Below are 25,082 nucleotides of genomic sequence, written 5' to 3' on the forward strand. Positions count from 1 at the left end.
GGGTCGCCCTAGTCGGTCAGCTGGCGGGGCAGTTTGAAGACCATCTTCTCTTCGGTGGTAACGAGCGTGTGCTCCTCCACCGCCCGCCATTCCGCCAGCCGCTCGACCACTTCGCGCACCAGCTTTTCGGGTGCGGAGGCACCGGCGGTGAGGCCCACGGTGCCGACCCCAGCCAGCCATGACGGATCGATCTCACTCGCCCGCTGGATCAGTTTCGCGTCGGTGCCCATGCGCTGGGCGACCTCGACGAGACGCAGCGAATTCGACGAATTGGGCGCGCCGATGACCAGCACCAGGTCGCTGCCCGGCGCGATCGCCTTGACCGCCGCCTGCCGGTTGCTGGTGGCGTAGCAGATGTCCTCCGCCTTTGGGCCCACGATGTGCGGGAACTTGGCCTGCAGGGCGGCGACGATCTCGCGCGTGTCGTCGACCGACAGGGTCGTTTGCGTCAGGAATGACAGCGGCGTTTCCCCGGTGAACGACAACGACTCGACGTCTTCGACCGTCTCCACCAGCGTAATCGCACCGTCGGGCACCTGGCCCATCGTGCCGATGACCTCGGGGTGACCCTTGTGCCCGACGAAGACGATATGCCGTCCAGCCTCGATCTGGCGTTCGGCCTGGCGGTGGACCTTGCTGACGAGGGGGCAGGTCGCATCGACCCAAGTCATCTCGCGCCGGTCGGCCTCCGCCGGCACCGATTTGGGCACGCCATGCGCGCTGAAGACCACCGGCGCGCCGTCGGGCACTTCGTCCAGTTCCTCCACGAAGATCGCCCCTTGCGCCTTCAGGGCGTCGACCACGTACTTGTTGTGGACGATTTCGTGCCGGACATAGACCGGCGCACCGTAGCGTTCGATCGCCCGCTCGACGATCTCGATCGCCCGGTCGACCCCCGCGCAAAATCCGCGCGGCGCGGCGATGAGCAGCGTGAGCGGGAGCTTGGCGTCGGAGGAAGCGGGCGGCTGAAAGGGGGCGTTCATACCCCGCCCCCTAGCGCTTCGCCGCGCGCGCCGCTAGGGCGGCTGCCGATTGCCATTCCGGGACCCGTATCGACCATGACCAATGCCTATCGCCTCGCTGCCATGCTGATGATGGGGGCCGCGCTCGCCGGCTGCAAGCGTAGCGGCGAACTGGTCGTCGAGCAGGGCGTGGGCATTACCGCGATCCGCACCGCGTGTCCGGCGGTCGGTGTGCCAGATTACACCGGCGACATCACGACCTTCCGCACCCCCGGCAACGCGACGGCCGCGAACATCGACGTGACCGCGTCGATCACCAACCTGCGTTCGACCTGCGACAATGGGTCGCCGCGCATCTATTCCAACGCCACGTTCGACGTGCTGGCCCGCCGCACCGACACGCGCGGCGCGCGCACCGTCACGTTGCCGTACTATTCCGTCGTCCTGCGCGGCGGCACCTCGGTCGCCACCAAGCGCGTGGGCCAGGTCACCCTGAGCTTTGCCGACGGACAGGAACGCGCGCAGGCCCGTGCCCAAGCCGGCGCCTACGTCGACCGGGCCGAAGCGACGCTGCCCGTCGACATCCGGGACCAGATCACGCGCAAGCGCAAGGCCGGCGCCGAAGATGCCGCGCTCGACCCGCTTGCCGACCCCGCGGTGAAGGCGGCCGTCGCCCGCGCCACGTTCGAGCTTCTCGTCGGCTTCCAGCTGACCGAAGAGCAGCTCGCCTACAACGCCACCCGCTAGGCCCGTTTCCATGTCCGATATTCAGACCCTTCACGCCGCATTCGCGGCGCGCATCGCCGCGATCCTGCACGCCCTCGAAATGGAAGGCGCGCTGCCCGCCGGGGCGAGCGCCGCCGCGGTCACGGTGGAGCCGCCGCGCGACGCCTCGCACGGCGACCTCGCCACCAACGCCGCGATGGTGCTGGCCAAGCAGGCCGCAACCAACCCGCGCGCGCTGGCCGAAAGGATCGTCGCCCATCTCGAACGCGATCCCGCGGTCACCAGCGCCGAGATCGCCGGGCCGGGCTTCATCAACGTGCGGCTCGCCGATGCTCAGTGGCTGGACGAGGTGCGGGCGATCGCCGCGCTGGGTGCCGATTACGGCCGGTCGCAGGCCGGGGCCGGGCGGCGGGTCAACATCGAGTACGTTTCGGCCAACCCCACCGGCCCGATGCACATGGGCCACTGCCGCGGCGCGGTCGTCGGCGATGCGCTGGCCGCGCTGCTCGAGTTCGTCGGGCACCCGGTGACGCGCGAATACTACGTCAACGACGCCGGCAGCCAGGTCGACACGCTCGCCCGTTCGGCGCACCTTCGCTACCGCGAGGCGCTGGGCGAGGACATCGGCGAAATCCCGGAAGGGCTCTACCCGGGCGACTACCTCATGCCGGTGGGCGAGACGTTGGCCGCCAAGTACGGCGACAGGTTCGCATCCGCGCCCGAGGCCGACTGGCTGCCCGAGTTCAAGGCCCGGACCGTCGCCGCGATGATGGACATGATCCGCGACGACCTTGCACTTCTCGGCATCGCCCACGACGAGTTCGCCAGCGAAGCCGCCCTCCAGGACGCCGGCAAGCCCGCCGAGGCCGAACGCTGGATGCGCGAACACGATCTCGTGTACGATGGCGTGCTCGAAGCGCCCAAGGGCAAGACGCCCGACGACTGGGAGCCGGTCGAGCTGCCGCTGTTCCGCTCGACCCGCTTCGGCGACGACCAGGACCGGCCGATCCGCAAGAGCGACGGCAGCTGGACCTATTTCGGCGCGGATCTCGCCTATCACATGCAGAAGGCCACCGAGGCCGACGAGCTCATCGACATCTGGGGCGCGGACCACGCCGGCACGGTCAAGCGGATCAAGGCCGCGGTCGCCGCGCTGGCGCAGGGCGAGGGTCGGGCGATCCCGTTCGACGTGAAGCTGGTGCAGATGGTCCAGCTGCTGCGCGGCGGCGAACCGGTGAAGATGTCGAAGCGCAGCGGGACGTTCGTCACGCTGGCCGACGTCGTGCGCGAGGTGGGCAAGGACGTCGTCCGGTTCACCATGCTGACCCGCAAGCCCGAAGCGCAGATGGAGTTCGATTTCGCCAAGGTGGTGGAGGCGTCGAAGGACAACCCGGTCTTTTACGTCCAGTACGCCAGTGCGCGGATCCATTCGACCCTGCGCAAGGCCGCGGCCATGGGCATCGCGCCCGATCCCGCTGCTCTGGACCGGCTCGGGCCGGACGATCTGGCGCTGGTCAGGATGGCGGCGCAATTCCCCCGGGCGGTCGAAGCAGCCGCCGCGGCGCGCGAACCGCACCGGATCGCGTTCTACCTCTACGATCTCGCCGCCGCCTTCCACGCGCTGTGGAACGCGGGCAACGACGATCCCGCCAAGCGCTTCATCGTGGCACAGGACCCCGCGCTGACCGCCGCGAGGCTTTTCCTCGTGGCACAAATCGCGCAAGTAATCCGTAACGGCCTCGCGCTATTGGGCGTGGAGGCAGTGGAGGAGATGTAGGGGTGACCATGCGGCCGGACGAGGACGACTATGTCGGAAGCGAGCAGCTGACGCTCGCCGACGAGGACGAACGGCTGCCGTGGCTTGAGTCGGGCGACGAGGAATACGAGGAAGGCGGTGTCGACACGGGTCGGATCTTCGGTTTCGCACTGCTGGCCCTCCTCGCGCTGGCGGTGATCGTGGGCGGGATCTGGTGGTTCGGCAATCGCGGCCCCGACCCCGAACTGGTCGCCGACGGCAGCACGATCGAGGCGCCGGATGGCCCCTACAAGCAGAGGCCGGCCGATCCGGGCGGCAAGAAGTTCGAAGGGACCGGCAATCTCGCCCCCGTCGTCGGGGAAGGCCAGTCGCGCGAAGGGCGCATAGCCGACACGTCGCCTCGTCCCAGTATCGACGTGGCGAAGCCCACGGAAGACGCCACCGACGCAGCGGCAACGACCGCGTCGTCCGAACCACCTGTGTCCTCGGGCGGCGTGGCGGTCCAAGTTGGCGCCTATTCGACGAAGGCATCGGCGGAAGCGGGCTGGCAGAAGCTTCGCGGACAGACCGAGCATCTCAACGGCGTGTCTCACAGGGTCGTCGAGGGTGATGCCGACATCGGCACGGTCTATCGCCTGCAGGCGGTCGCGGGTGATGTGGCATCCGCGAGCCGGCTGTGCAGCGCATTGAAGGGCGACGGGGTGGCCTGCCAGGTCAAGCGCTGACCCGCGCCGTTTTGCACATCGTCCGCCCGCGCCGCGCTTGCGGGCGGGCGGGTTTCCTGCGACCCAACGGGGCATGACACCCGCGATCTTCGGGCTTTCGGGACTGACGCTGACCGCCGACGAGCGGGCGTTCTTTCGCGAAAGCGATCCGGCCGGCTACATCCTGTTCGGCCGCAACATCGACACGATGGCGCAGGTCCGCGCGCTGACCGACGAATTGCGCAGCATCCACGGGCGCGACCGCCTGCTCGTCAGCATCGACCAGGAAGGCGGGCGGGTGGCGCGGATGCGTCCGCCCAACTTCACGGCGTTTCCCCCAAGCTCCGCATTCGACACGCTCTACGAAATCGCACCGTCCTCCGCGATCGCGGCAGCGCGCGCCAATGCCCACGCAATGGGGCTCGAACTGGCCGAGGCGGGAATCACGGTCGACTACCACCCGCCGCTCGACGTGCGGCAGGATGGCGCGCACGACGTGATCGGCGACCGCGCGTTCGGCAGCGAGCCGCTGCGCGTGGCGGCACTCGGGCGGGCGACGCTGGAGGGGCTGGCGCTGGCCGGCGTGGCCGGCTGCATCAAGCATATGCCGGGGCATGGCCGTTCGCTGTGCGATACGCACAAGGAACTGCCCACCGTCACCGCCAGCGAGGCGGAACTCGAGACCGACATCGCCCCGTTCCGCGCGCTGAAGGACACGCCGATCGGAATGACCGGACACCTCGTCTTCACGGCTTGGGACCCCGACCGTCCGGCGACTCAGTCCCCCACCGTGATCCGCGATATCATTCGCAGCCGGATCGGCTTTGGCGGACTGCTTCTGACCGACGATCTCGATATGGAGGCATTGTCGGGCACCGTGCCCGAGCGCGCCGAGATCGCGGTGAAGGCAGGCTGCGACATCGCGCTCAACTGCTGGGCGAAGATGGACGACATGACCAGTATCGCCGAACGGTTGCCGTCGATGTCCGCCGAGACCGCCGCCCGCCTCGATCGCGCGCTGGAGGGAACCGGCATCGTGCCCGACGGCGACAAGGCGGACCTGCTGGCGACCCGCGACACCCTGCTGGCGATTGCTGGAACCGCTGCGTGAGCGAACGCGGTCTGGTCCTCGATCTGGGCGATCGGCCGCGAAACGACGACTGGGCCGGCCCCGCCGCCGCACCGACCGACGATGCGGCGCTCTATCTGGAACTCGACAACTGGGAAGGGCCGCTCGACCTCCTGCTCGACCTCGCGCGGCGGCAGAAGGTCGATCTCAAGGCGATATCGATCCTCTCGCTGGTGGATCAGTACATCGCCTATATCGAACAGGCCGAGGCGCTGAAGCTGGAACTGGCCGCCGATTACCTCGTGATGGCTGCATGGCTCGCCTACCTGAAATCCGCACTGCTGCTGCCGAAGGACGAGCAGGAGGATCCGAGCCCGGAGGAACTGGCGCTGCGCCTGCAATTGCGGCTCGCGCGCCTTGCCGCGATGCGCGAGGCGGCCGCCCGGCTGATGGGCCGCGACCGGCTGGGCCGCGACGTGTTCACGCGCGGCGCGCCCGAGGGGCTGCGGACCGATCGCAAGACGTTGTGGCAATGCGACTGGTACGCGCTCGTGCAGGCCTACGGGCAGGTCAAGGCGCGCACCGCGCCGGTCGTCCACATGGTGCGCGAACGGCCGGTGATGACGCTCGATTCGGCACTGGACCGCGTGTCGGCCATGCTCGGCGTCACGCTCGACTGGATGGAAATCCGCGAATTCCTGCCGCCAAGCCACGAACAGGGTTGGGCCGATCCGCGGCTGCGCAAGTCCGCACTCGCGAGCAGCTTCGTCGCCGCGCTGGAACTGGCCCGGCTGGGCAAGGCGGAACTGGCGCAGGACGAGGTCTTCGGACCGCTCCGGCTGCGGCGTCCGGCGGCGTGACCGCGCCCGACGATCTCGTGCGCGCAGTCGAGGCCACACTGTTCGCGGCGGAGGAGCCGATGACCGTCGCCGCCCTAGCCGGGCATCTGGGCGATGCGGCGGCAGGCGACGTGCGCGCGGCGCTGCGGCAGCTGGCAGAGCATTACGACGGGCGCGGCGTGCAACTCGTCGAGCGCGGCGATCGCTGGCATCTCCAGACCGCGCCCGATCTCGCCCATATCCTGCGGCGCGAGCGCGAGGCGGTGCGCCGGCTCAGCCGCGCGGCGACCGAGGTGCTGGCGATCGTCGCCTACCACGAACCCGTCAGCCGCAACGAAATCGAGGCGATCCGCGGCGTGCAGACCTCGTCCGGCACGCTCGACGTGTTGATGGAGGCAGGCTGGGTGCGCGTGGCCGGACGGCGCGAGGTGCCGGGGCGGCCGGTGATCTACGCCACGACGCCCGAGTTCCTCGACCACTTTGGTCTCGCATCCCGGCGCGACCTGCCGGGCATCGACGAGTTGAAGGCCGCCGGCCTGCTCGACCCCGTGGACGACGCGTTCGACGCTCTGATGGACGACGGCGGCGGCGATACGCCTGCCGAGGCTGGCAATGACCCCGCCGATCCACTAGATTAGTCCCCAAGGAGATTACCATGGGTTCGTTTTCCATCTGGCACTGGCTGATCGTGCTGCTCGTCGTGCTTGTGCTGTTCGGCAAGGGCCGGGTGGGCGACATCATGGGCGAGTTCGGCAAGGGCATCAAAAGCTTCAAGAAGGGCCTCAACGACGAGGAGGACGAGGCGAATGCCAAGGCGGCCGCGGCCAAGCCCATGCACAGCCTGGAAGGTCCGCACCACGAGGCCAAGCCCGCCGGCGAGGCGGCGAAGGACGTGCAGCCGGCATCCGAGCACCGCGGCTGATCCTGCCCGCGCGAAAGGCCTGAACCATGTTCGGAATCGACTGGCAGGAACTGCTGGTCATCGTGTTCGTCGCGGTGCTGGTGATCGGGCCCAAGGATTTGCCACGCGCGATGCGCACGGCGGGCAAGTGGATCGGCAAGGTGCGCCGCACCTCCAACCACTTCCGCGCCGGCATCGACGCCATGATCCGCGAGGCCGAGATGGAGGAAATGGAGCAGAAGTGGGCCGAACAGAACGCCCGCATCATGGCGCAGATGCCCACGACCGACCTGTCGGATTACGAGATGAAGCCGCTTCCGAAGTCCGCTACGAGCGAGACGCCGCCACCGCCGGCGGATGAAGTCGATACGGCCCCCCCGACACCCGACGACGAACCCCAGTTGCCGCTGCGCTGATGGTCTTCAGGATTCCCGACATCGACGAAACGCAGGCGCCGCTGCTCGACCACCTGATCGAGCTCCGGGCGCGGCTGCTGCGCGCGTTCGCCGCGTTCATCCTGGCATTTTTCGTCTGCCTCTATTTCGCCAAACCGATCCTCGGCTTTCTGGTCCAGCCCTTGCTCGATGCGGGGCAGACGCGGCTGATCTTCACCAAGCTCTACGGTCAGTTCTTCGTCGAACTGAAGGTGGCGATGTGGGCGGCGTTCTTCGTCAGTTTCCCGGTCATCGCCAACCAGCTTTGGGCGTTCGTCGCGCCGGGTCTCTACGCGAAGGAAAAGAAGGCTTTCCTGCCGTTCCTGCTGGCGACCCCCGTGCTCTTCATCGGCGGCGGGGCGCTCGCCTATTACGTGGTGATGCCGACTGCCTTCCACTGGTTCCTCGGCTTCGAGGGGACAGAGGGCGGGGTGACATTCGACGCGCTGCCCAACTCCGAGGATTACCTCGGGCTGGTGATGCAGTTCATCCTCGCGTTCGGGTTGAGCTTCCTGCTGCCGGTGCTGCTGCTGCTGCTCAACACCGCGGGGATCGTCAGCCGGGCGCAGCTCGTCGGCGCGCGCCGGTACATGATCGTGGCGGCCTTCGTGATCGCAGCGGTGGCGACCCCGCCCGATGTCATCAGCCAGCTCATGCTCGCGGTGCCGCTGATCCTCCTGTTCGAAGGGGCGCTGGCAATCATGTACTTCACCGAGAAGAAGGCCGCCGCCGAGAAGGCCGCGGAAGACGCCGCCGCTACTTCAGCGTCCGAATGATCCCGCTGAAATCGACGTCGGCATTGCCCGCGCCGACATAGTCCTCGTAAAGCGCGCGGGCCCGTTGGGCGAGCGGCACCGCCGCATCGGCGCTTTCGGCGGCATCCATCGCGAGACGCAGGTCCTTCAGCATCAGTCCGGCCGCGAAGCCGCCCTGGTATTCGTTGTCGGCCGGCGACTGCGGGCCGACGCCGGGGACTGGGCAGTAGCTCGTCATCGACCAGCACTGGCCGCTGGAGACGCTGCTGATGTCGTAGAACGTCTGCGGGTCGAGACCCAGCTTCTCGGCCATGGCGAATGCTTCGCAGGTGCCGATCATGTGGATGCCGAGCAGCATGTTGTTGCAGATCTTGGCCGCCTGCCCGTTGCCCGCGTCGCCGGCGTGGATCACCGCCTTGCCCATCGGGTCGAGCACCTCCCTGGCGCGCGCGAATGCTTCCCCGCTGCCGCCGACCATGAACGTCAGCGTGCCGCCGTTCGCTGCAGCGATCCCGCCGCTGACGGGCGCATCGACCATCGCGTAGCCCGCGCTTTCGGCGAGGCCGATCACCTCGCGCGCGGTGGCGACGTCGATCGTCGAGCAGTCGAGCAGCACCGCACCGGTGGGCGCCTTGCCGATCACGCTGCCGGTATAGACCGACTTCACGATCGACCCGTTGGGCAGCATCGTGACCACGGCGTCGACGTCCTTCACCGCCTCGCCCGCATCGTCGAAGGCCACGCAGCCGTGCTGGACCGCCGCGTCGCGCGCCGCGCCCATCAGATCGAACGCGTGCACCTCGTGCCCCGCCTTGACGAGGTTCGCGGCCATCCCGCCGCCCATGTTGCCGAGGCCGATGAAGGCGATTTTCATGATGCTGTATCCTTGAAGTGGGCGCCGAGCAGAACGGCGGCCGTGTCGCCGCGATGCTTCGCTGCGAGGTAAGTGAGATATGGCAGGAGAAAGCCTGCCCCGCCGACGAAAGCGACGAGAGCCAGCATGAGCCCGATTGGCGAGAAGGCGTTGCGCCACGCTGTCCAGCTTGCGGAAAGGAAGAGCATCATCGTGAAATCGAGATTGAATTGCCCCGGCCACGTCCAGTCGGAGACCGCTCCGAGAAAGATGGGGAATAGCCCGAAGCCTTCCGTCATGACGACGCGGGCCGTGTAGAACGCGAGCGCGCCCCACAAGACCATCAGAAACAGATAGAACGGGCGGATCACCGGCCCTTCCATTGCCCTTCGCGCTTCTCGATAAAGGCGGCCATGCCTTCCGCCTTGTCCTCGCTCGCAGTGAGGATCTGGAAGATGCGGCGTTCGACGATCAGGCCCTGGTCGAGCGTGGTCTCGAACGCGGCATTGACCATTTCCTTGTTCGCGATCGCGGCCATCGGCGGCTTGCTCGCGATGGTCGCGGCGATCTTCAGCGCTTCGTCGAGCAGGGTCTCGTGCGGGAATACATGCGCGACGAGGCCGCTGCGTTCGGCTTCCTCGGTGCCCATCATCCGGCCGGTGAGGCACATCTCCATCGCCTTGGCCTTGCCCACCGCGCGGGTCAGCCGCTGGCTGCCGCCCATGCCGGGCGCGACGCCGAGGTTGATCTCGGGCTGGCCGAACCGCGCCTTGTCGCTCGCGACGATGAAGTCCGCCATCATGGCAAGCTCGCAGCCGCCGCCGAGGGCAAAGCCGTTGACTGCGGCGATCCACGGCTTGCGGACTTTCTTCACGAGGTCGCTGGTCCAGCGCGCGAAGAAGTCGTCGAGGTAGAAATCGGCCGCGGGCTTGTCGGCCATCTCCTTGATGTCCGCGCCGGCGGCAAAGGCTTTGTCGCCGCTGCCGGTCAGCACCGCGCAGCGCTGGCCGGGGTCCGCTTCGAACGCGGCGAAGGCGGCGATCAGGTCCTCGAGCACCTGCGAATTCAGCGCGTTCAGCGCCTGCGGACGGTTGAGCGTGATCAGCGTGACCGCGTCTCGCTGTTCGACGGTGATGGTTTCGTAGGTCAAAGCGGCTTCCATTCTTCTTCGGGCGGGAGGGGTGCGAAGATAGCGTCCAGCAGCTCCTCGCTCACGTCCCCGGGCGTTGCCGGGTCCCACTTGGGATCGTTGGTCTTGTCGACGATGACCGCGCGCACCCCTTCGGCAAAGTCGGGGCGCAGCAGCACGCGGCTGGCGATGCGATATTCCATCGCCATGTTGTCAGCAAACTCGGCGAGCTGCGCGCTTGTAGCCAGCTGCCGCAGCGCGACCTTGCAGGTCTGCGGGCTCTTGGTGCCGAGTGTGTCGCGCTCCTTGGCTGCCCAATCCGAGTCGTCAGCTTCGAGCGAGGCGAGGATGTCCTCGTAGCGGTCGGAGCGGAAATGCCGCGCGATCCGATCGGCGTTGTCCTCGATCCGCGCCTTGGGCGGGCTGCCGACCATTTCGGACAAAACGCCGGAAATGCGGCCCGGCTTCTCGATGATCCGCGCCTTCGCCTCGGCGAGGAGATCGCTGGGGAGGTAGTGGGTGGCGATGCCCGCCCACAGGCATTCCGCCCCGTCGAGCCGCGCGCCGGTAAGCGCGAGGAACTGGCCGAGCCGTCCGGGCAGGCGCGAGAGGTGCCAGCCGCCGCCGACGTCGGGAAACAGGCCGATGCCGGTCTCGGGCATGGCGAAGCGCGTATTCTCGGTCGCGACGCGAACCTGGCAGGGGAGCGCGATACCCACGCCGCCGCCCATCGTGATGCCGTCCATGAACGCCACGATGGGTTTCGGATAGGTCATCATCTGGTGGTTGAGCTGGTATTCGTCGTGAAAGAACTTACGCCCCGACGCGCCGCCGTCATTAAGCGCACTGTTCCTGAGCAGGTTGATGTCGCCGCCGGCGCAGAATCCGCGCCCTTCGGCATGGTCGAGGATCACCGCTTCGATGCCATCGTCATCGGCCCATTCGGACAGCGCAGCGCTCATCGCATGGCACATGTCGAGCGTGAGCGCGTGGATGGCCTTCGGCCGATTGAGCGAGATATGGCCCACCGCGCCGTGGCGATGGATGAGGATCTCGGTCCCCCGTTCGTCGATTGTCATGCCGCGTTCCTGCGTTCGATCAGATCCCACCGGTTGCCCCATGGATCGTTGAATACTCCAACCGTTCCATACGCCTGTGTGCGCGGACCATCGGTAAAGGTCGCTCCGTGGGCGACAAGGCGTTCGTGGCTGACCGCGAAATCGGCGGTGTGAACGAACCAGCCGACCCGGCCGCCCGTCTGATTTCCGACCGCCGCGGATTGCGCTTCGTTCGCCGCCCGCGCGAGCAGCAGCTTGCCCCCGCCATCGCCGGAAACCACGACCCAGCGCTTGCCGTTGCCGACGTCGCTGTCTTCCTCCAGCGCGAAATCGAGCGCACCGGTGAAGAAAGCGATCGCCTCGTCGTAGTCCGGCACGACGAGGGCGGTCATCGCGAGACTGTTCACTGTCGCAGCATGTCCCGGCCGACGATCATTCGCATGACCTGGTTGGTCCCTTCGAGGATCGAGTGGACGCGCAAATCGCGCCAGAAGCGTTCGATCGGATAGTCCTTCAGGTAACCGTAGCCGCCGAACAGCTGGAGCGCGTCATTGACGATCTTGCTCCCCGAGTCGGTCGCCAGCCGCTTGGCCATCGCGGAAAAGCGCGTCTTGTCGGGTGCGTTGTCGGTGACCTTGGCGGCGGCGAGGTAGAGGAGAGCACGCGCCGCCTCCAGCTCGGTCGCCATGTCGGCGAGCATGAACTGCGTGTTCTGGAATTCCGCGATCGGCTGGCCGAACTGCTGACGGTCCTTGCTGTAGGCGACCGCCTCGTCGAGGCACCGCTGCGCGCCGCCGAGGCTGCACGCGCCGATGTTGAGCCGTCCGCCGTCGAGCCCCGCCATCGCGAAGCGGAAGCCCTCGCCTTCGCCGCCGACGCGGTTGGCCACCGGTACGCGACAGTCCTCGAAGATGAGCTGCGCGGTGGGCGAGGCGTTCCAGCCGAGCTTGTTCTCGGGCGCGCCGTGGCTGAGCCCGGGGGTGCCCTTCTCGACCACGAGGCAGGTGATCCCGCGGCTCTTGTCGTCCGAAGTGCGGACCATGACGACGTATATGTCGTTGAAGCCGCTCCCCGAAATGAACTGCTTGGTGCCGTTGATGACGTAGTGGTCGCCGTCGAGCCTAGCCGTGGTTTTCAGCGCCGCCGCGTCCGAACCGCTGCCGGGTTCGGTCAGCGCGTAGCTGGCGATGTGTTCCATGCTGACGAGCCTGGGCAGGAACCGGGCCTTCACTTCCTCGCCGCCGAACCGGTCGATCATCCAGCTCGCCATGTTGTGGATCGAGATATAGGCGCTAGTCGCGGGGCAGCCGTAGGCCATCGCCTCCATGATCAGCGCCGCCTCGAGCCGGCCGAGATTGATGCCGCCCGATTCCTCGGACACGTAGATCGATCCGAAGCCGAGCTCGCCCGCCGCCTGCACGACGTCGCGCGGGAAATGGTGAATCTCGTCCCATTGCGCCGCGAACGGAGTGATGCGGTCGGCGGTGAACTTGCGCGCCATGTCCTGGATGGCGAGCTGGTCGTCGGTAAGCTGGAATTGCCCTGTCATGGTCACGCCCCTAGCCAATGGGGGCACGCGTTGGAAGGGTGCGAACGCCCTTCGCGCGCGCACGAGATCGGGAGCCGAGATGACCGCGCCGCAGCCCCACGTCCTCGTCGTCTACAACGCCGACGGCACCCTGTTCGCGTCGCTGGCGGACGTGGCGCACAAGATCGTCTCGCCCGGGACGTATCCGTGCTCGCTCTGCGCGCTGACGCACGGCGCCGTCGCCGTGCGGGGCGAGTGGAAGCGGTTCCTGGCCGAAACGCCAGCGCGAGTGACCGTGCATCACCGCGACGATTTCGGGCGGGCGTGGCCCGCAGCCCGGTTCGCCTTCCCGACGATCCTGCTGGAGGAGGCGGGGGCCTTGCGCGAACTGGTAAGCGCCGCCGAGCTGTCCGGGGTGGAGAGCGTGCCCGACCTCGTCGCGCTGGTAGAACGCCGGCTCGATCAGGCGCAGCGCGTGTAGGTGAACGGACCGCCCGGCTCCTCGCCGCCGCGTTCGGTGCGGGTTAGGGTATCGCCCGTCGCCGACAGGGTGACGTCGCGGGTCCAGGTCATGCCTTCGCCCGAGAACTCGAACTGCCCGCGGATCATGCCCTCGCCCCGCGCGGTTTCCAGCGCAAGGGTGCCGACCGATTCGTAGAACTTCAGCGTCTTGGGGCCGATGGTGAGCAAGCCCTTCGCATCGCCGCGGGTGCTGGTGCAGTCGGCGGGCACCATGCCCCACCGGCCATGCAGCGCGGCGGGGATAGTCGCCGCGACCTCGCCGGCAGGGGCGGGCGTGGCAGTGGTTTCGGGAAGCGGGGTAGCGCCGTCGCCGATGCTGCCGTCCGGTTCGACCGGGATGGCGGTGTCCTCGGCGGCGGGTGCCGGCTCGCCCGGCGCCCGGCTGCACGCGGCGAGCGCAAGAAGCGGAATGGCCAACATCAGTTTGTAACGCATAAAAAACTCCGTTTCTCGGCTCACTGTAGCTGCAACCGCGTACGGACAGCCCCGTTCACCCGAAGGTCGGGATGTTGAATGCGTTCGAGCCGTCGCTGCCGCCGTCGGGCCAGCGCTGGGTGACGGTCTTGACCTTGGTCCAGAACTTCATGCCCTCGGTGCCGTACTGGTTGGTGTCGCCGAACGCGCTGCGCTTCCACCCGCCGAAGCTGTGGTAGGCGACCGGCACCGGGATCGGCACGTTGATCCCGACCATGCCGACATTGACTCGGGATGCGAATTCGCGCGCGGCGTGGCCGTTGCGGGTGAAGATCGCGACGCCGTTGCCGTACTGGTGCTTGCTCGGCAGCGCGATCGCCTCCTCGAAGTCCTTCGCGCGGACGATCTGGAGCACGGGGCCGAAAATCTCTTCCTTGTAGCTTTCCATGTCCGGCGTGACGTTGTCGATCAGCGTCGGGCCGACGAAGTAACCATCCTCGTGCCCCTGAAGGCTGAACCCGCGGCCGTCGATCACGATCTCGCCGCCTTCGGCCTCGGCGGTGTCGATCCACTTCTCGACCCGGGCCTTATGCTCGGCGGTGACGACCGGGCCGTAATGCGCGTCCTTGTCGGTCGATACGCCGACGCGCAACGCCTCGATCGCGGGGATCAGCTTGGCCTTCAGCTTCTCGGCGGTCTCTTCGCCCACCGGCACCACCACGGGGAGCGCCATGCAGCGCTCGCCAGCCGAGCCGAACGCCGCACCGGCGAGGTCGTTCACCACCTGGTCGAGGTCGGCGTCGGGCATCACGATGCCGTGGTTCTTGGCCCCGCCCATCGCCTGCACGCGCTTGCCGGCCGCGACGCCGCGGTTGTAGACGTAGTGCGCGATGTCGGAGGAGCCGACGAAGCTGACCGCGGCGATGTCCGGGTGGTCGAGGATCGCGTCGACCATCTCCTTGTCGCCGTGGACGACCTGCAGCAGTCCCTCGGGCGCGCCCGCTTCGAGGAACAGTTCGGCGAGGCGCACCGGCACGCTCGGGTCGCGTTCGCTGGGCTTGAGGATGAATGCGTTGCCGGTGGCGATCGCCATGCCGAACATCCACATCGGGATCATCGCGGGGAAGTTGAACGGGGTGATGCCCGCGCCGATGCCGAGCGGCTGGCGCATCGAATAGACGTCGATGCCCGGACCCGCACCGATGGTGTACTCGCCCTTCTGCACCTGCGGGATGCCGCAAGCGTATTCGATCACCTCGAGCCCACGCTGCACGTCGCCCTTCGCATCGTCGATCACCTTGCCATGCTCGCTGGACAGAAGCCGGGCGAGATCGTCCATGTTCGCCTCGATCAGCTGCTTGAAGGCGAACATGATCCGGGCGCGGCGCTGTGGGTTGGTGGCGGCCCATTCGAGCTGCACTTTCAGAGCCGCATCGACCGCGGTCTGCAGCAGTGCCGCGTCACCCATCGGCACGCGCGCCTGCACTTCGCCGGTCGAGGGGTTCATCACGTCCTTGTAGCGGGCCGCCGAGCCGGCCGGGCCGCCGACCATGAAGTGATCGATATCGCGCATGGGTAACTCTCCTTTGACCAGTGCATTGGGAGCGCGGGCGAGCGAAATCAACCGGTCTCACCTGAAACGATTGACCGGGGCGGCGGGGCGAAGCTAATGGCGGACGCGCAGGTGCGGGTATGATGTAATGGTAGCCTGTCAGCTTCCCATGCTGAACGCGCGAGTTCGATTCTCGCTACCCGCTCCAGGCTGGCACGAAGGCTTGCTCTCCGCCTGCTCCTGAAATCTCCGGCAGTATGGCGCGAAGATTTCTTCGTCCGCTGCCGCTTGCCAGCGCGCGCCAACGCGGCAATGCGCGTCGGGAGGGGGAGAATGGTGTGGCTGACAGCGAATACGTGACGGATGGATCGCTTCTCGGGCGCTTCGGAGGCGAGAAGCCGCCCGCCGCGCCGTGGCTTGACGCGGTCCTGGCGATGGAGCCGGATCGCACCTTCTTCGAGGTCGACGGAGCGCGGATCGAGCTCCTGACCTGGGGTGAGGTGGGGAACCCGGGCATGCTGTTCCTGCACGGGAACGCCGCCCACGCCGACTGGTGGAGCTTCATCGCGCCGTTCTTCGCCGCGGACTATCGCTGCGCAGCCATCTCGTGGTCGGGGATGGGCCGCTCGGACTGGCGCGAGCAGTACGCTATCGCGACATTCGGCAAGGAAATCCTTTCGGCGATCGATGCCGCCGAGCTGGCCGAATCCGGCACTCCGCCGGCCATCGTGGCGCATTCGTTCGGCGGCTTCCCCACGCTCTACGTCTGCGCCGAGCATCCCGATGCCATCACCGGCGCGATCCTGGTCGATTCGGCACCGCCGAAGCGGGGCGGGGGCCCGCCGCCGCGCTTGGCCGAGGGGCGGCCTGAGCATAACCGCTATCCGACACTGGCGGATGGCCTGCACCGGTTCCGCTTCCTACCCGAACAGGAAAGCGGCCGCCCGGAACTGATCGATCACATCGCGCGCGGAGCGCTGGAGGAACTGCCCGCGACCGCCGACCAGCCGGCGGGCTGGTCGTGGCGGTTCGATCCGCGGTTCTGGAGCAAGTTCGACCGCGGCGATCTGGCGGAAGGGCTGGTCGCCCGCGCACGGGCGCCCATCGGCATTATATACGGCGCGCATTCCGCGATCATGACCCCCGACCGGGTCGCCGAGATGAAGGCCGCGATCCCCGACTTGCGCTTCGCCACCGCGCTGCCCGACGCGGCGCACCATGTGATGGTCGACGATCCGCTGGGACTGATCGACGCGATCCGCGAGGGCCTGCCCAAGCTCGCCTGAGCCGTTACTTCGGCGGCATCCGGATGCCGCCGTCGAGGCGGAACTGATGCGCGTTGAGATACCCGTTGCGGGCGATCTCGAGAACGAGGCTGGCGAATTCCTCCGGCTCGCCGAGGCGCTTGGGGAAGGGGACGGACGCGTTGAGCTGGTCCCACATCGCCGGGTTGCGATCCTTCATGCCCAGCATCAGCGGGGTCGCGAAGATGCCCGGCATGATCGAATTGACCCGGATGCCGAGGTCCATGAGATCGCGCGCCATCGGCAGGACGAGGCCGTTCACCCCCGCCTTGCAGCTGCCGTAGACGACCTGTCCGATCTGCCCGTCCTGCGCCGCGACCGAGGCCGTGAGGATGATTACCCCGCGCTCGCCGTCGTCGGTGATCGGATCGGCGTTTGCCATCCCGAGCGCGGAGAGCGAGGCGACGCGGTAGCTCGACACCAGCACGCCTTCCGCCCCGAAGGCGTAGTCTTCGGTGCTCAGGCGCTTGTAGCCGCCGCTCGCCTTGTCCCAGCCGATGGTCTTGCCGCGGCGGCTGGTCATCGCGCAGTGGACCGTCACGCGTTCCTGCCCGTATGCAGCGCGCGCCTTCTCGAAGCCGGCGACGACCGAATCCTCGCTCGTGATGTCGACGTGGCAGAACAATCCGCCGATGGCCTGTGCGTGCTCCTCGCCCGCCTCGGCGTTCACGTCGAAAATCGCGACCCTGAAGCCTGCATCGGCCAGCGCCTGCGCGCTCGCCCGGCCGAGGCCCGACGCGCCGCCCGTCACTACCGCCGCCATTCCGTTGCCCAGTTCCATCGCGTCTCTCTCCCGTGCCGGTCGAATCGCCGGTCCGCACTGGCTATCGCATCACGGCCCAGTGTGCCATCAGTGCCGCGATGGACGCCTTCCTGTTCGCCTTCGCCGCGGTGCTGGTCGTCTCGCTCGGCGGGCGCGACCAGCTACTCGTCGCGCGCCTGGCAGAGCGGTTGGGCCCGAGCGGCGGACTGCTGGCGGTCGGCGCGCTTGCGTCGATCCTGTCGGCGCTGGCCATGGCGGCAGCGGGCCTGGCTCTGGCGCTGGTGCTGCCCCCCGCGGCGGCGGACATGCTGGTCGCCTTCGCGCTGCTGATAGCGGCGGCAGAGCTTGCATGGCCCCGGTCCGCACGCCTGCCGGCAGAGCCGACCGCATCGCTTTTCGCGACCCTGATCGTCCTGCTCGCGCGGCAACTGGGCGACGCGGCGCGGTTCATGGTCTTCGCCTTCGCCGCCTGGGGATCGGTGTGGCTCGCCGCCGGGGGCGGGGCGCTGGGCGGGGTGGCGGCGCTGGCTACGGGGGCGATGGCGGGCGGCGAGATCGCTCGCTGGCCGCTGCGTGCGATCCGGCTGACGATCGCGGCGGTTCTTGCGATCGCCGGCATCTTCGCCGCACTGAGCGTGCGCGGGATCGTCTGACGCGCGACGACTTTTCCGCCGCCCTTTTCCTGCTATCGCCGATGGTCATGGACAACCTGACTATCGTGGAAGGCGCCGGCGACGCCGATATCGCCGCCTTTGTCGAGGACGTGCTCGGCGGGGCGCTCGCCGCCACCGGCGGCCCGGTCGCGATCACCGTGCCGGGCGGATCGACGCCGTTTCCGATACTCGAACGTCTTGCCGCCGCACCTCTCGACTGGCGGCGGGTGACCGTGTGGCCGGGCGACGACCGCGTGGTGCCCGAAGATCATCCCGCCTCCAACACCGGCCGCATCCGCGCGCTGCTGGAGCCGGCGGGCGCCGAGGTCGTGACGGTGACGGTGATGGAACAGGTCCCACCCTTCGCGCTGGCGTGGCTGGGCATGGGCGAGGACGGCCACGTCGCCTCGCTGTTTCCCAACACCGATCCCCAGATCGACGACCCGGCGCCGATCCGTCGGCTGACCCCCGATCCCCTGCCGCCCGAGGCCCCGTTCGACCGGATCAGCCTGACCCTGCCGTCGCTTCTGGCGAGCGAACGGCTGATGTTCGTCATCCGCGGCGCGGCGAAGCGCGCGGTCTTCGATGCCGCCGTCGCGGGCGAGGGCGACCTGCCCGTCGCGCGCCTGCTGGCCCATGCCGGCCAGCCCGTCACATGCTTCGCCTGATCGAGCGCCTGCTGCCGCGGCCGGTCCACCGGATCGCGCTGAGGGTCGCCTACCGCCTGCGCCATCGCTGGCGCAGCGTGGTCAAGGCGCCGCTCGAAGGCGTGTCGGTGTTCGTCACCGATCTCGAAGGCAAGCTGCTGCTGGTGCGGCACAGCTACGGCCCCGAAGGCTGGCTGCTGCCAGGCGGAGGTGCACGGCGGGGTGAGGACGCGATCGAGGCGGCCCGGCGCGAGATCGCCGAGGAAACCGGCTGCAAGCTCGAAAACCCCCGGCTGCTCGCATCGGTCGAGGAGACCATCTCGGGCGCGCCGCATACCGCTCATCTAGTCGCGGCGCGCACGCTCGACCGGCCGAAGCCCGACGGGCGTGAGGTGATCGAGGCGCGGTTCTTCCCCACCCATTCGCTGCCCGAGCCGCAGACGCCGCTGACCCGCGCGCGCATCGCGGCCTGGCGCGGGAAGCTGGGCGGCAGCGCGGGCTAGAGCAGGCTCAGCTGGGCGGTATCCTTCGCTTGGTCCGCCGCCCCGTCGCCGCGTTCCAGGTTCGACAGCTGCAATCCCATCAACCGGATCGGCAGGGGTAGCGGCAGCACCTCGTCGAGCAGCACCCGCGCGGTCGCGGCGAACGTTTCGCGGTCGGCCACGGGGGTCGGCAGAGACTTCGCCCGGGTCATGATCTGGAAGTCGGTGTACTTCATCTTCAGCGTCACCGTGCGACCGCGCGCCTGGTTGCGCTCGATCGAGGTCCAGACGATGTCGATGATCCGCTCCAGCGTATCGCGCAGGGCCGGGCCGCTGGAGATATCCTCGCTGAAGGTGCGCTCGCCGCCCACCGATTTGCGGATGCGGTTGGTGCGCACGGGCCTGAGATCGATCCCCCGCGCCGCCCGGTAGAGATAATCGGCCATGCTGCCGAAGTGCACGCGCAGCCAGGCGAGGTCTTTCGCCGCAAGGTCGGCGCCGGTCTCGATACCGAGCCTCGCCATCTTCTCCGCACCCTTGGGCCCGACGCCGTGGAAGCGCCGGATGGGGAGCGACTGGACGAACGCGGCGCCGTGGCCGGGGCGGATCACGCAGATGCCGTCGGGCTTGTTCTGGTCGCTCGCGAGCTTGGCGAGGAACTTGTTGTAGCTGACGCCGGCGCTCGCGGTGAGGTTCGTCTCCTCGCGGATGCGCCGGCGGATGTCCTCGGCGATGCGGGTCGCGCTGCCGATGCCTTTGAGGTCGTCGGTGACGTCGAGGTATGCCTCGTCGAGGCTCAGCGGTTCGACATGGGGAGTGTAGTCGCGGAAGATCGCGCGGATCTGGCCCGACACTTCCTTGTAGACCTCGAACCGGTGCTTCACGAAGATGAGGTCGGGGCAGAGGCGTTTTGCGGTGATCGACGGCATCGCGCTGCGGACGCCGAACTTCCTCGCCTCGTAACTGGCCGCAGCGACCACACCCCGCCCGGACGACCCGCCCACCGCCACCGGCTTGCCGCGCAGTTCGGGATGGTCGCGCTGTTCGCAGCTGGCGAAGAAGGCATCCATGTCGACATGGATGATCTTGCGCAGGCCCATCGCGGCCTCGCCCGTATCGTCCTCGCTGCCGTGGTCCTCGTCTTCGGCCATGAAGCCGATCTAGGGAAGGCGATGCGATTCCTCCACTCCCGCAGGGCCGTGAAAGCGCTTCCCATGCTGCGCTGCGGCAGGCATGGGCCACGCCATGAGCGAAACGATCGAGACAAGCGACGGCAGCAGCCGGACCATCCGGCGCGGCGAGTTCGTGGCGCTGATGGCGGCGGTAATGAGCTTGGGTGCGTTGGCGATCGACGGCATGCTCCCCGCGCTCGACGAGATAGCGGCGACGTTCGGCATCGACGATCCCAACCGGCGGCAGCTGGTCGTTGGCGTCTACCTGTTGGCGGCGGGGGTGGGGTCGCTGGTGCCGGGCGCGCTGGCCGACCGGTTCGGCCGCCGCCGCATCCTGTTTGCCAGCTTCGCCTTCTACGTCGGCATTTCGCTGCTGTGCGCCGTGGCGCCGAGTTACGACGCGCTGCTCGTGCTGCGGGCCATCCAGGGCGTCGGCGTGGCGGGGCTGAGCGTGGTGCCGTCCGCCGTCATCCGCGACCGGTTCGAAGGCGACAGGATGGCGCGGCTGATGAGCACGATCTTCATCGTGTTCATGGTCGTGCCGGTGCTCGCGCCGACGTTCGGGCAGGCGATCCTCAACTTCGCCGACTGGCCGTGGGTCTTCGTCGGGATGGCGGTGCTGGCGGCGGTCGTGTGGGCGTGGGCCTGGGTACGGCTACCCGAAACGCTCGCCCACGACGCGCGCCAACCGCTCGACTTCGGCAGCGTCGCGCGGAACCTGTTCGCCACGTTCCGCACGCGGGAGGCAATCGGCTATGTCCTCGGCTCGGGCCTCACGTTCGGGGCGATGTTCGGCTACATCAACAGCGCGCAGCAGCTCGTCGGCGAACACTTCGGGGCGGGCGAGAACTTCCCCTTCATCTTCGGCGCGACCGCCAGCACACTGGCCGTGTCCAGCTTCGCGAACAGCCGCATCGTCGAGAAATTCGGCGCGCGGCGGGTGAGCCATACCGCGCTCGTCACCTTCATCGTCATCAGCGCAGCGCAGGTCTGGGCGTCGTTGTACCAGGGCAGTAACCTTGAACTGTTCGTGCCGCTGATGGCGGGCAACCTGTGCCTGCTTGGCTTCATGGGCGCGAACTTCGGGTCGATCGCGATGCAGCCGTTCAGCGAGGTCGCCGGCGCAGCGTCGAGCGCGCAGAGCTTCATCCGCATGTCGCTGGGCGCGGTGATGGGCATCGCCATCGGCCAGCTCTACGACGACAGCGCGCGGCCGCTGGCCTTCGCATTGCTCGCCTGCAGCCTGCTGAGCCTGGTGCTGGTGCTGTTTTCGGAGCGGGGCGTGCTGTTCCGCCGACCGCGGCAGGCGCGCCGCTACCTCGCGGCGCACGGCATCTACTAGGCACCGGCTCCCAGCCGCCGCCACGCCAGCTCGGCGAATTCGCACAGGAGCGGGCGGGTATCGCGCGGGTCGATGATGTCCTCCACATTGAAGCGCTCGGCGCTGCGGAAGGGGCTGGTGACCTTGGCGAGCCGCGTCTTGATCGCTTCGAGTTCGGCTGCCGGGTCTTTTGCCGCTTCGATCTCCGACTTGTAGGCGACCTCCAGCCCGCCTGCGATGGGGAGTGACCCCCAGTCGCCCGACGGCCAGCAGTAGCGGTACTGGTAGGTGTCGGCGTTCGACATCGCACTGCCCGCGATGCCGTAGGCGCGGCGTGTGACGACGGTCGCCAGCGGCACGCTCGCCCGGTAGATCGCGTTCATCGCCTGCACGCCGTAGCGGATGGTGCCCGCGACCTCCGCCTCGCGCCCGATCATGAAGCCGGGATTGTCGACGAGGTGGACGATTGGCAGGCGGAACAGGTCGGCGAGCTTGACCCAGCGTTCGACCTTTTCGCTGGTCTTGGCATCCCACGATCCGCCGAGGAAACTGGGGTCGCTGGCGAGCACCATCGCCGGCCACCCGTCGAGCCGGGCGAGGGCGGTGATGGCCGCACGGCCCCAGTTGCGGCCGATCTCGAACACGGTGCCGCGGTCGAAGACGAGGTCCATCGCGCGGCGCATCGAGTAGACTTCCTTTTCGCCGCGTGGGACGAGCGCGAGCAGCGCTTCCTCGCGCCGGTCGGCGGGGTCGTCGGTTTCGATGCGGCGGGCGGGCTGGCCGGCGTATTCGGGCATGAAGCTGAGGAAATGCCGCGCGCGGGCGAAGGCTTCGGCCTCGCTCGCCACTTCGTCGTCGACCACGCCGTTGCGGGTGTGGATGCCGCTCCCGCCCAACGCTTCCTTGGCCGCTTCGTGGTTGGCCTCGCCGCCCTTCCAACTGTCGCCGAGTGCGTCGACCACCGCGGGGCCGGCAGCAAAGATCTGCGACAATCCGCGCACCATCACCGAATAATGGCTCGCCGCGATCCGCGCCGCTCCGAGGCCCGCGGTAGGCCCGAGCGAGAGCGCGACGACCGGCACCGTGTCGAGGTTCCGCACCACCTCGCCCCACATGTGCACGGCGGGGATGTAGGTCGCGCCGATCATTTCGAGGGTCTTCACCGAACCGCCACCGCCGGTGCCGTCGATCATGCGGACGATGGGCAGGCGCAGTTCATGCGCCATCTTCTCGGCCTGCTCCATCTTGCGGCCGATCCCGGCGTCCGCCGCGCCTCCGCGGATGGTGAAGTCGTCCGCCGTGGCAACCACGGGCCGCCCGTTGATGGTCGCCTTGCCGAACAGGAACGGGGCGGGGAGGACGCCGGTAAGCTCGCCGGTTTCGTCGTAGGAGCCCTTGCCGGCGATCTTGCCGATCTCGCGGAAACTGCCCGGATCGACCAGGCCTGCGAGCCGCGCCCGCGCATCCATCTTGCCGCGCCCGTGCTGCCGCGCGACCTTGTCCGCGCCGCCCATCTCCTCGGCCAGCGCCTCGCGGCGGCGCAGTTCCTCGAGTTCGGCGGCCCAGGTCATTCGCTTGGAGCAGCCTCTACCGTGCACAGCACCGCCTCGACCTGCACCTGGCTCCCGGCGGAGACCGCCAGCCCGCTCACCGTCCCGTCGAACGGCGCGGTGAGCGCGTGTTCCATCTTCATCGCCTCGAGCACCAGCAGCCGCTGGCCGGCGGTGACCGCGTCACCTTCGACCACGTCGACCGCGATGACTTTGCCGGGCATGGGCGCGACGATGTCGCCGTCGTGCTTCGAGGCATGACCGCCGTCGAAGCGAGGCAGCGTGAAGAGGAACGGGTGCCCTTCGCGGTAGGCGAGTGCTCCTTCGGCCACAGGTGCGGCGAACCCGCGCACGTCCGTACTGTCCTCGAGGTTGATCCTGCGCGTCTCGCCGCGATGCTGGACCGTGATGTGAGGATCGCCGGGTGCATTGAGTCTGAACCCCATGGCGCCGCTCCAAGGCCCCGCGGCGCGCTTGTCGGCCGCGGCAAAATACGGAGCGAACAGCGCCATCGCGCCGAGCTTCCATTCGGCTTCGTTTACCGGCTCAATCGCGGTGAGATCGTCGCCGCGTTCGCCGATCAGGCCGGTGGTCATCTCGCCGCGCCGAAAGGTCGGATCTTGGAGGCAAGCGAGCAGGAAAGCGGCGTTCGTCTTGACCGGCCACACACGCAGTCCGTAAAGACCCGAAGCCAGGTCGAGCATCGCCTCCTCGCGTGTCTCGCCGCGCGCGACGAGCTTGGCGATCATCGGGTCGTAGAACGGGCTGACCGCATCGCCTTCGTCGACGCCTGTTTCCACGCGCAGCAGGTGGTCGGGCAAGTCCAGCAATTCCAGCGGGCCGGTGGAGGGCAGGAAGCCGCTGGTCGGATCCTCGGCATAGAGCCGCGCTTCCACCGCCCAGCCATCGATGCTGAGTTCTTCCTGGCTTAGCGGCAGCGTCTCCCCGCTTGCGATGCGCAACTGCCACTCAACCAGGTCCACTCCAGTGATCTCCTCGGTCACCGGGTGTTCGACCTGAAGGCGAGTGTTCATCTCCATGAAAAAGATGCGGTCGGCGCGCAGGCCTTCGCTGGCATCGGCGATGAACTCGATGGTGCCTGCGCCCTCATAGTCGACTGCCTTGGCGGCGCGGACCGCGGCGGCGCAGATTGCCTCGCGCGTCGCCTCATCCATGCCGGGGGCGGGGGCTTCCTCGATCACCTTCTGGTGGCGGCGCTGGAGCGAGCAGTCGCGTTCGAACAGGTGGACGACATTGCCATGAGCATCGCCGAAGACCTGCACCTCGATATGGCGGGGCGAGGTGATCCACTTTTCAAGCAGCACCTCGTCGTTGCCGAAGCTTGCGGCGGCCTCACGCCGGCACGATTGCAGCGCGGCCTCGAAGTCTTCCGGCGCGTCGACCTTGCGCATCCCCTTGCCGCCGCCGCCTGCGACCGCCTTGATGAGGACCGGATAACCGATCGCATCGACCTCCTGCTTGAGCCTTTCGGGCGACTGATCCTCGCCCTCGTAGCCGGGTGTGACGGGCACTCCGGCGGCGCGCATCAGCTTCTTGGCCGCGTCCTTGAGCCCCATTGCCTCGATGCTTGCGGGCTTGGGACCGACCCAGATCAGGCCCGCGTCGATCACGTCTCGCGCGAACCCGGCGTTCTCCGACAGGAAGCCATACCCGGGGTGGATCGCGTCTGCCCCGGTTTCCTTCGCCGCCGCGATGATCTTCTCGCCGACGAGATAGCTTTCGGCAGCGGGCGAGGGGCCGATGTGCACCGCCTCGTCGGCAGAGCGGACGTGCAGCGCCTTCGCATCGGCATCGGAATAGACCGCGACGGTCGCGATGCCCATCTCGCGCGCAGTGCGAATGATGCGGCAGGCGATCTCGCCGCGGTTGGCGATGAGGAGCTTGGTGATCATGAGGGCGGGTTAGTGCGCGCGCAACATCTTGCCAACTCCCCGTCGTCCCAGCGGAAGCTGGGACCGCTATCGATG

General features: G+C 68.0%; 28 protein-coding genes and 1 tRNA gene. 16 read left to right on the forward strand and 13 right to left on the reverse strand.

All coding sequences use genetic code 11. The features are described 5' to 3' along the window. Nucleotides 1-8 precede the first annotated feature (8 nt). On the reverse strand, nucleotides 9-983 hold the full coding sequence (gene ispH, locus D4766_RS10900; RefSeq protein ID WP_120717478.1) for a 4-hydroxy-3-methylbut-2-enyl diphosphate reductase: 975 nt from the start codon (nucleotides 981-983) through the stop codon (nucleotides 9-11). Nucleotides 984-1,058: 75 nt separating this feature from the next. On the opposite strand from ispH, the gene D4766_RS10905 reads away from it, so the two are divergent. The 9 genes from D4766_RS10905 to tatC all read left to right on the forward strand — a co-directional run bounded on the left by D4766_RS10905 (nucleotide 1,059) and on the right by tatC (nucleotide 8,167). Next, entirely contained in the window at nucleotides 1,059-1,709 is a 651-nt protein-coding gene (locus D4766_RS10905; protein ID WP_120717479.1) for a hypothetical protein, read from the forward strand. A gap of 10 nt (nucleotides 1,710-1,719) precedes the next feature. Further along, complete coding sequence (argS, locus tag D4766_RS10910; RefSeq protein WP_120717480.1) at nucleotides 1,720-3,465, forward strand: arginine--tRNA ligase; 1,746 nt, start codon at nucleotides 1,720-1,722, stop codon at nucleotides 3,463-3,465. An 8-nt stretch (nucleotides 3,466-3,473) separates the two neighbouring features. Next, nucleotides 3,474-4,169, forward strand: a complete 696-nt coding sequence (locus tag D4766_RS10915; RefSeq protein ID WP_120718189.1) for an SPOR domain-containing protein — start codon at nucleotides 3,474-3,476, stop codon at nucleotides 4,167-4,169. Between the two features lie 73 nt (nucleotides 4,170-4,242). Next, a complete protein-coding gene (nagZ, locus tag D4766_RS10920; RefSeq protein ID WP_120717481.1) occupies nucleotides 4,243-5,259 on the forward strand; it encodes a beta-N-acetylhexosaminidase in 1,017 nt (338 codons plus the stop codon). 23 nt (nucleotides 5,260-5,282) lie between these two features. Then, the gene (locus D4766_RS10925; RefSeq protein WP_194955816.1) at nucleotides 5,283-6,077 is read left to right on the forward strand and encodes a segregation and condensation protein A; all 795 of its coding nucleotides are present in this window, start codon (nucleotides 5,283-5,285) and stop codon (nucleotides 6,075-6,077) included. Beyond that, nucleotides 6,074-6,694 (forward strand): SMC-Scp complex subunit ScpB, encoded by a 621-nt coding sequence (gene scpB / locus D4766_RS10930; RefSeq protein ID WP_120717482.1) that lies wholly within the window; start codon nucleotides 6,074-6,076, stop codon nucleotides 6,692-6,694. Before D4766_RS10925 ends, scpB begins: the two co-directional genes overlap by 4 nt. 17 nt (nucleotides 6,695-6,711) lie before the next feature. Further along, nucleotides 6,712-6,978, forward strand: a complete 267-nt coding sequence (locus D4766_RS10935) for a twin-arginine translocase TatA/TatE family subunit (protein WP_120717483.1) — start codon at nucleotides 6,712-6,714, stop codon at nucleotides 6,976-6,978. Between the two features lie 26 nt (nucleotides 6,979-7,004). Continuing rightward, nucleotides 7,005-7,373: a Sec-independent protein translocase protein TatB gene (gene tatB, locus D4766_RS10940; protein WP_120717484.1), complete on the forward strand. Its 369-nt coding sequence runs from the start codon at nucleotides 7,005-7,007 to the stop codon at nucleotides 7,371-7,373. Then, nucleotides 7,373-8,167, forward strand: a complete 795-nt coding sequence (gene tatC / locus D4766_RS10945) for a twin-arginine translocase subunit TatC (protein ID WP_120717485.1) — start codon at nucleotides 7,373-7,375, stop codon at nucleotides 8,165-8,167. The genes tatB and tatC overlap by 1 nt, the downstream gene beginning before the upstream one ends. Here tatC and mmsB read toward each other — a convergent pair. The 6 genes from mmsB to D4766_RS10975 are packed head-to-tail and all read right to left on the reverse strand — an operon-like array spanning nucleotide 8,148 to nucleotide 12,735. Beyond that, nucleotides 8,148-9,101 carry a 3-hydroxyisobutyrate dehydrogenase gene (gene mmsB / locus D4766_RS10950; RefSeq protein ID WP_325049137.1) on the reverse strand — a complete coding sequence of 318 codons (954 nt, stop codon included), beginning with the start codon at nucleotides 9,099-9,101 and terminating at the stop codon, nucleotides 8,148-8,150. The two genes, tatC and mmsB, sit on opposite strands and share 20 nt — an antisense overlap. After that, nucleotides 9,017-9,370, reverse strand: coding sequence for a hypothetical protein (locus D4766_RS10955; protein WP_234024786.1), 354 nt, complete (start codon nucleotides 9,368-9,370; stop codon nucleotides 9,017-9,019). Before D4766_RS10955 ends, mmsB begins: the two co-directional genes overlap by 85 nt. Then, the gene (locus D4766_RS10960; protein ID WP_120718192.1) at nucleotides 9,367-10,149 is read right to left on the reverse strand and encodes an enoyl-CoA hydratase-related protein; all 783 of its coding nucleotides are present in this window, start codon (nucleotides 10,147-10,149) and stop codon (nucleotides 9,367-9,369) included. The genes D4766_RS10955 and D4766_RS10960 overlap by 4 nt, the downstream gene beginning before the upstream one ends. Next, complete coding sequence (locus tag D4766_RS10965; RefSeq protein WP_120717487.1) at nucleotides 10,146-11,207, reverse strand: enoyl-CoA hydratase/isomerase family protein; 1,062 nt, start codon at nucleotides 11,205-11,207, stop codon at nucleotides 10,146-10,148. Before D4766_RS10965 ends, D4766_RS10960 begins: the two co-directional genes overlap by 4 nt. Beyond that, on the reverse strand, nucleotides 11,204-11,578 hold the full coding sequence (locus D4766_RS10970) for a VOC family protein (protein ID WP_199798086.1): 375 nt from the start codon (nucleotides 11,576-11,578) through the stop codon (nucleotides 11,204-11,206). The genes D4766_RS10965 and D4766_RS10970 overlap by 4 nt, the downstream gene beginning before the upstream one ends. An 11-nt stretch (nucleotides 11,579-11,589) precedes the next feature. Then, nucleotides 11,590-12,735, reverse strand: coding sequence for an acyl-CoA dehydrogenase family protein (locus D4766_RS10975; RefSeq protein ID WP_120717489.1), 1,146 nt, complete (start codon nucleotides 12,733-12,735; stop codon nucleotides 11,590-11,592). A 79-nt stretch (nucleotides 12,736-12,814) separates the two neighbouring features. Between D4766_RS10975 and D4766_RS10980 the strand changes: the two genes are divergently transcribed. After that, nucleotides 12,815-13,195 (forward strand): hypothetical protein, encoded by a 381-nt coding sequence (locus D4766_RS10980; protein ID WP_120717490.1) that lies wholly within the window; start codon nucleotides 12,815-12,817, stop codon nucleotides 13,193-13,195. Here D4766_RS10980 and D4766_RS10985 read toward each other — a convergent pair. Further along, nucleotides 13,177-13,671 carry a hypothetical protein gene (locus D4766_RS10985; RefSeq protein WP_120717491.1) on the reverse strand — a complete coding sequence of 165 codons (495 nt, stop codon included), beginning with the start codon at nucleotides 13,669-13,671 and terminating at the stop codon, nucleotides 13,177-13,179. The two genes, D4766_RS10980 and D4766_RS10985, sit on opposite strands and share 19 nt — an antisense overlap. 55 nt (nucleotides 13,672-13,726) lie before the next feature. Further along, nucleotides 13,727-15,223 carry a CoA-acylating methylmalonate-semialdehyde dehydrogenase gene (locus tag D4766_RS10990; RefSeq protein ID WP_120717492.1) on the reverse strand — a complete coding sequence of 499 codons (1,497 nt, stop codon included), beginning with the start codon at nucleotides 15,221-15,223 and terminating at the stop codon, nucleotides 13,727-13,729. Between the two features lie 113 nt (nucleotides 15,224-15,336). Between D4766_RS10990 and D4766_RS10995 the strand changes: the two genes are divergently transcribed. Together D4766_RS10995 and D4766_RS11000 are read left to right on the forward strand one after the other, a co-directional pair. Then, a tRNA-Gly gene (locus D4766_RS10995) sits at nucleotides 15,337-15,410 on the forward strand. Between the two features lie 130 nt (nucleotides 15,411-15,540). Continuing rightward, a complete protein-coding gene (locus D4766_RS11000; RefSeq protein WP_120717493.1) occupies nucleotides 15,541-16,488 on the forward strand; it encodes an alpha/beta fold hydrolase in 948 nt (315 codons plus the stop codon). 4 nt (nucleotides 16,489-16,492) lie between these two features. Here the strand turns inward: D4766_RS11000 and D4766_RS11005 are convergent, their stop codons facing one another. After that, nucleotides 16,493-17,287: an SDR family oxidoreductase gene (locus D4766_RS11005; protein ID WP_120717494.1), complete on the reverse strand. Its 795-nt coding sequence runs from the start codon at nucleotides 17,285-17,287 to the stop codon at nucleotides 16,493-16,495. A 14-nt stretch (nucleotides 17,288-17,301) separates the two neighbouring features. On the opposite strand from D4766_RS11005, the gene D4766_RS11010 reads away from it, so the two are divergent. The 3 genes from D4766_RS11010 to D4766_RS11020 are packed head-to-tail and all read left to right on the forward strand — an operon-like array spanning nucleotide 17,302 to nucleotide 19,072. Further along, nucleotides 17,302-17,922: a hypothetical protein gene (locus D4766_RS11010; protein ID WP_234024787.1), complete on the forward strand. Its 621-nt coding sequence runs from the start codon at nucleotides 17,302-17,304 to the stop codon at nucleotides 17,920-17,922. Between the two features lie 47 nt (nucleotides 17,923-17,969). Then, nucleotides 17,970-18,590 (forward strand): 6-phosphogluconolactonase, encoded by a 621-nt coding sequence (locus tag D4766_RS11015; RefSeq protein WP_120717495.1) that lies wholly within the window; start codon nucleotides 17,970-17,972, stop codon nucleotides 18,588-18,590. Continuing rightward, nucleotides 18,578-19,072 carry an NUDIX domain-containing protein gene (locus tag D4766_RS11020; RefSeq protein WP_234024788.1) on the forward strand — a complete coding sequence of 165 codons (495 nt, stop codon included), beginning with the start codon at nucleotides 18,578-18,580 and terminating at the stop codon, nucleotides 19,070-19,072. The genes D4766_RS11015 and D4766_RS11020 overlap by 13 nt, the downstream gene beginning before the upstream one ends. On the opposite strand, the gene dinB is transcribed toward D4766_RS11020, so the two are convergent. Further along, nucleotides 19,069-20,202: a DNA polymerase IV gene (gene dinB / locus D4766_RS11025; RefSeq protein ID WP_120717496.1), complete on the reverse strand. Its 1,134-nt coding sequence runs from the start codon at nucleotides 20,200-20,202 to the stop codon at nucleotides 19,069-19,071. The two genes, D4766_RS11020 and dinB, sit on opposite strands and share 4 nt — an antisense overlap. A 94-nt stretch (nucleotides 20,203-20,296) precedes the next feature. Between dinB and D4766_RS11030 the strand changes: the two genes are divergently transcribed. Continuing rightward, the gene (locus tag D4766_RS11030; RefSeq protein ID WP_120718195.1) at nucleotides 20,297-21,565 is read left to right on the forward strand and encodes a multidrug effflux MFS transporter; all 1,269 of its coding nucleotides are present in this window, start codon (nucleotides 20,297-20,299) and stop codon (nucleotides 21,563-21,565) included. Here the strand turns inward: D4766_RS11030 and D4766_RS11035 are convergent. Then, a complete protein-coding gene (locus D4766_RS11035; protein WP_120717497.1) occupies nucleotides 21,562-23,115 on the reverse strand; it encodes an acyl-CoA carboxylase subunit beta in 1,554 nt (517 codons plus the stop codon). The genes D4766_RS11030 and D4766_RS11035 overlap by 4 nt on opposite strands. Then, nucleotides 23,112-25,007, reverse strand: coding sequence for an acetyl/propionyl/methylcrotonyl-CoA carboxylase subunit alpha (locus tag D4766_RS11040; protein ID WP_120717498.1), 1,896 nt, complete (start codon nucleotides 25,005-25,007; stop codon nucleotides 23,112-23,114). The genes D4766_RS11035 and D4766_RS11040 overlap by 4 nt, the downstream gene beginning before the upstream one ends. Nucleotides 25,008-25,082 lie beyond the last annotated feature (75 nt).

It is taken from the genome of Tsuneonella amylolytica, assembly GCF_003626915.1.
In the GTDB taxonomy this organism is placed as follows: Bacteria; Pseudomonadota; Alphaproteobacteria; order Sphingomonadales; family Sphingomonadaceae; genus Tsuneonella; species Tsuneonella amylolytica.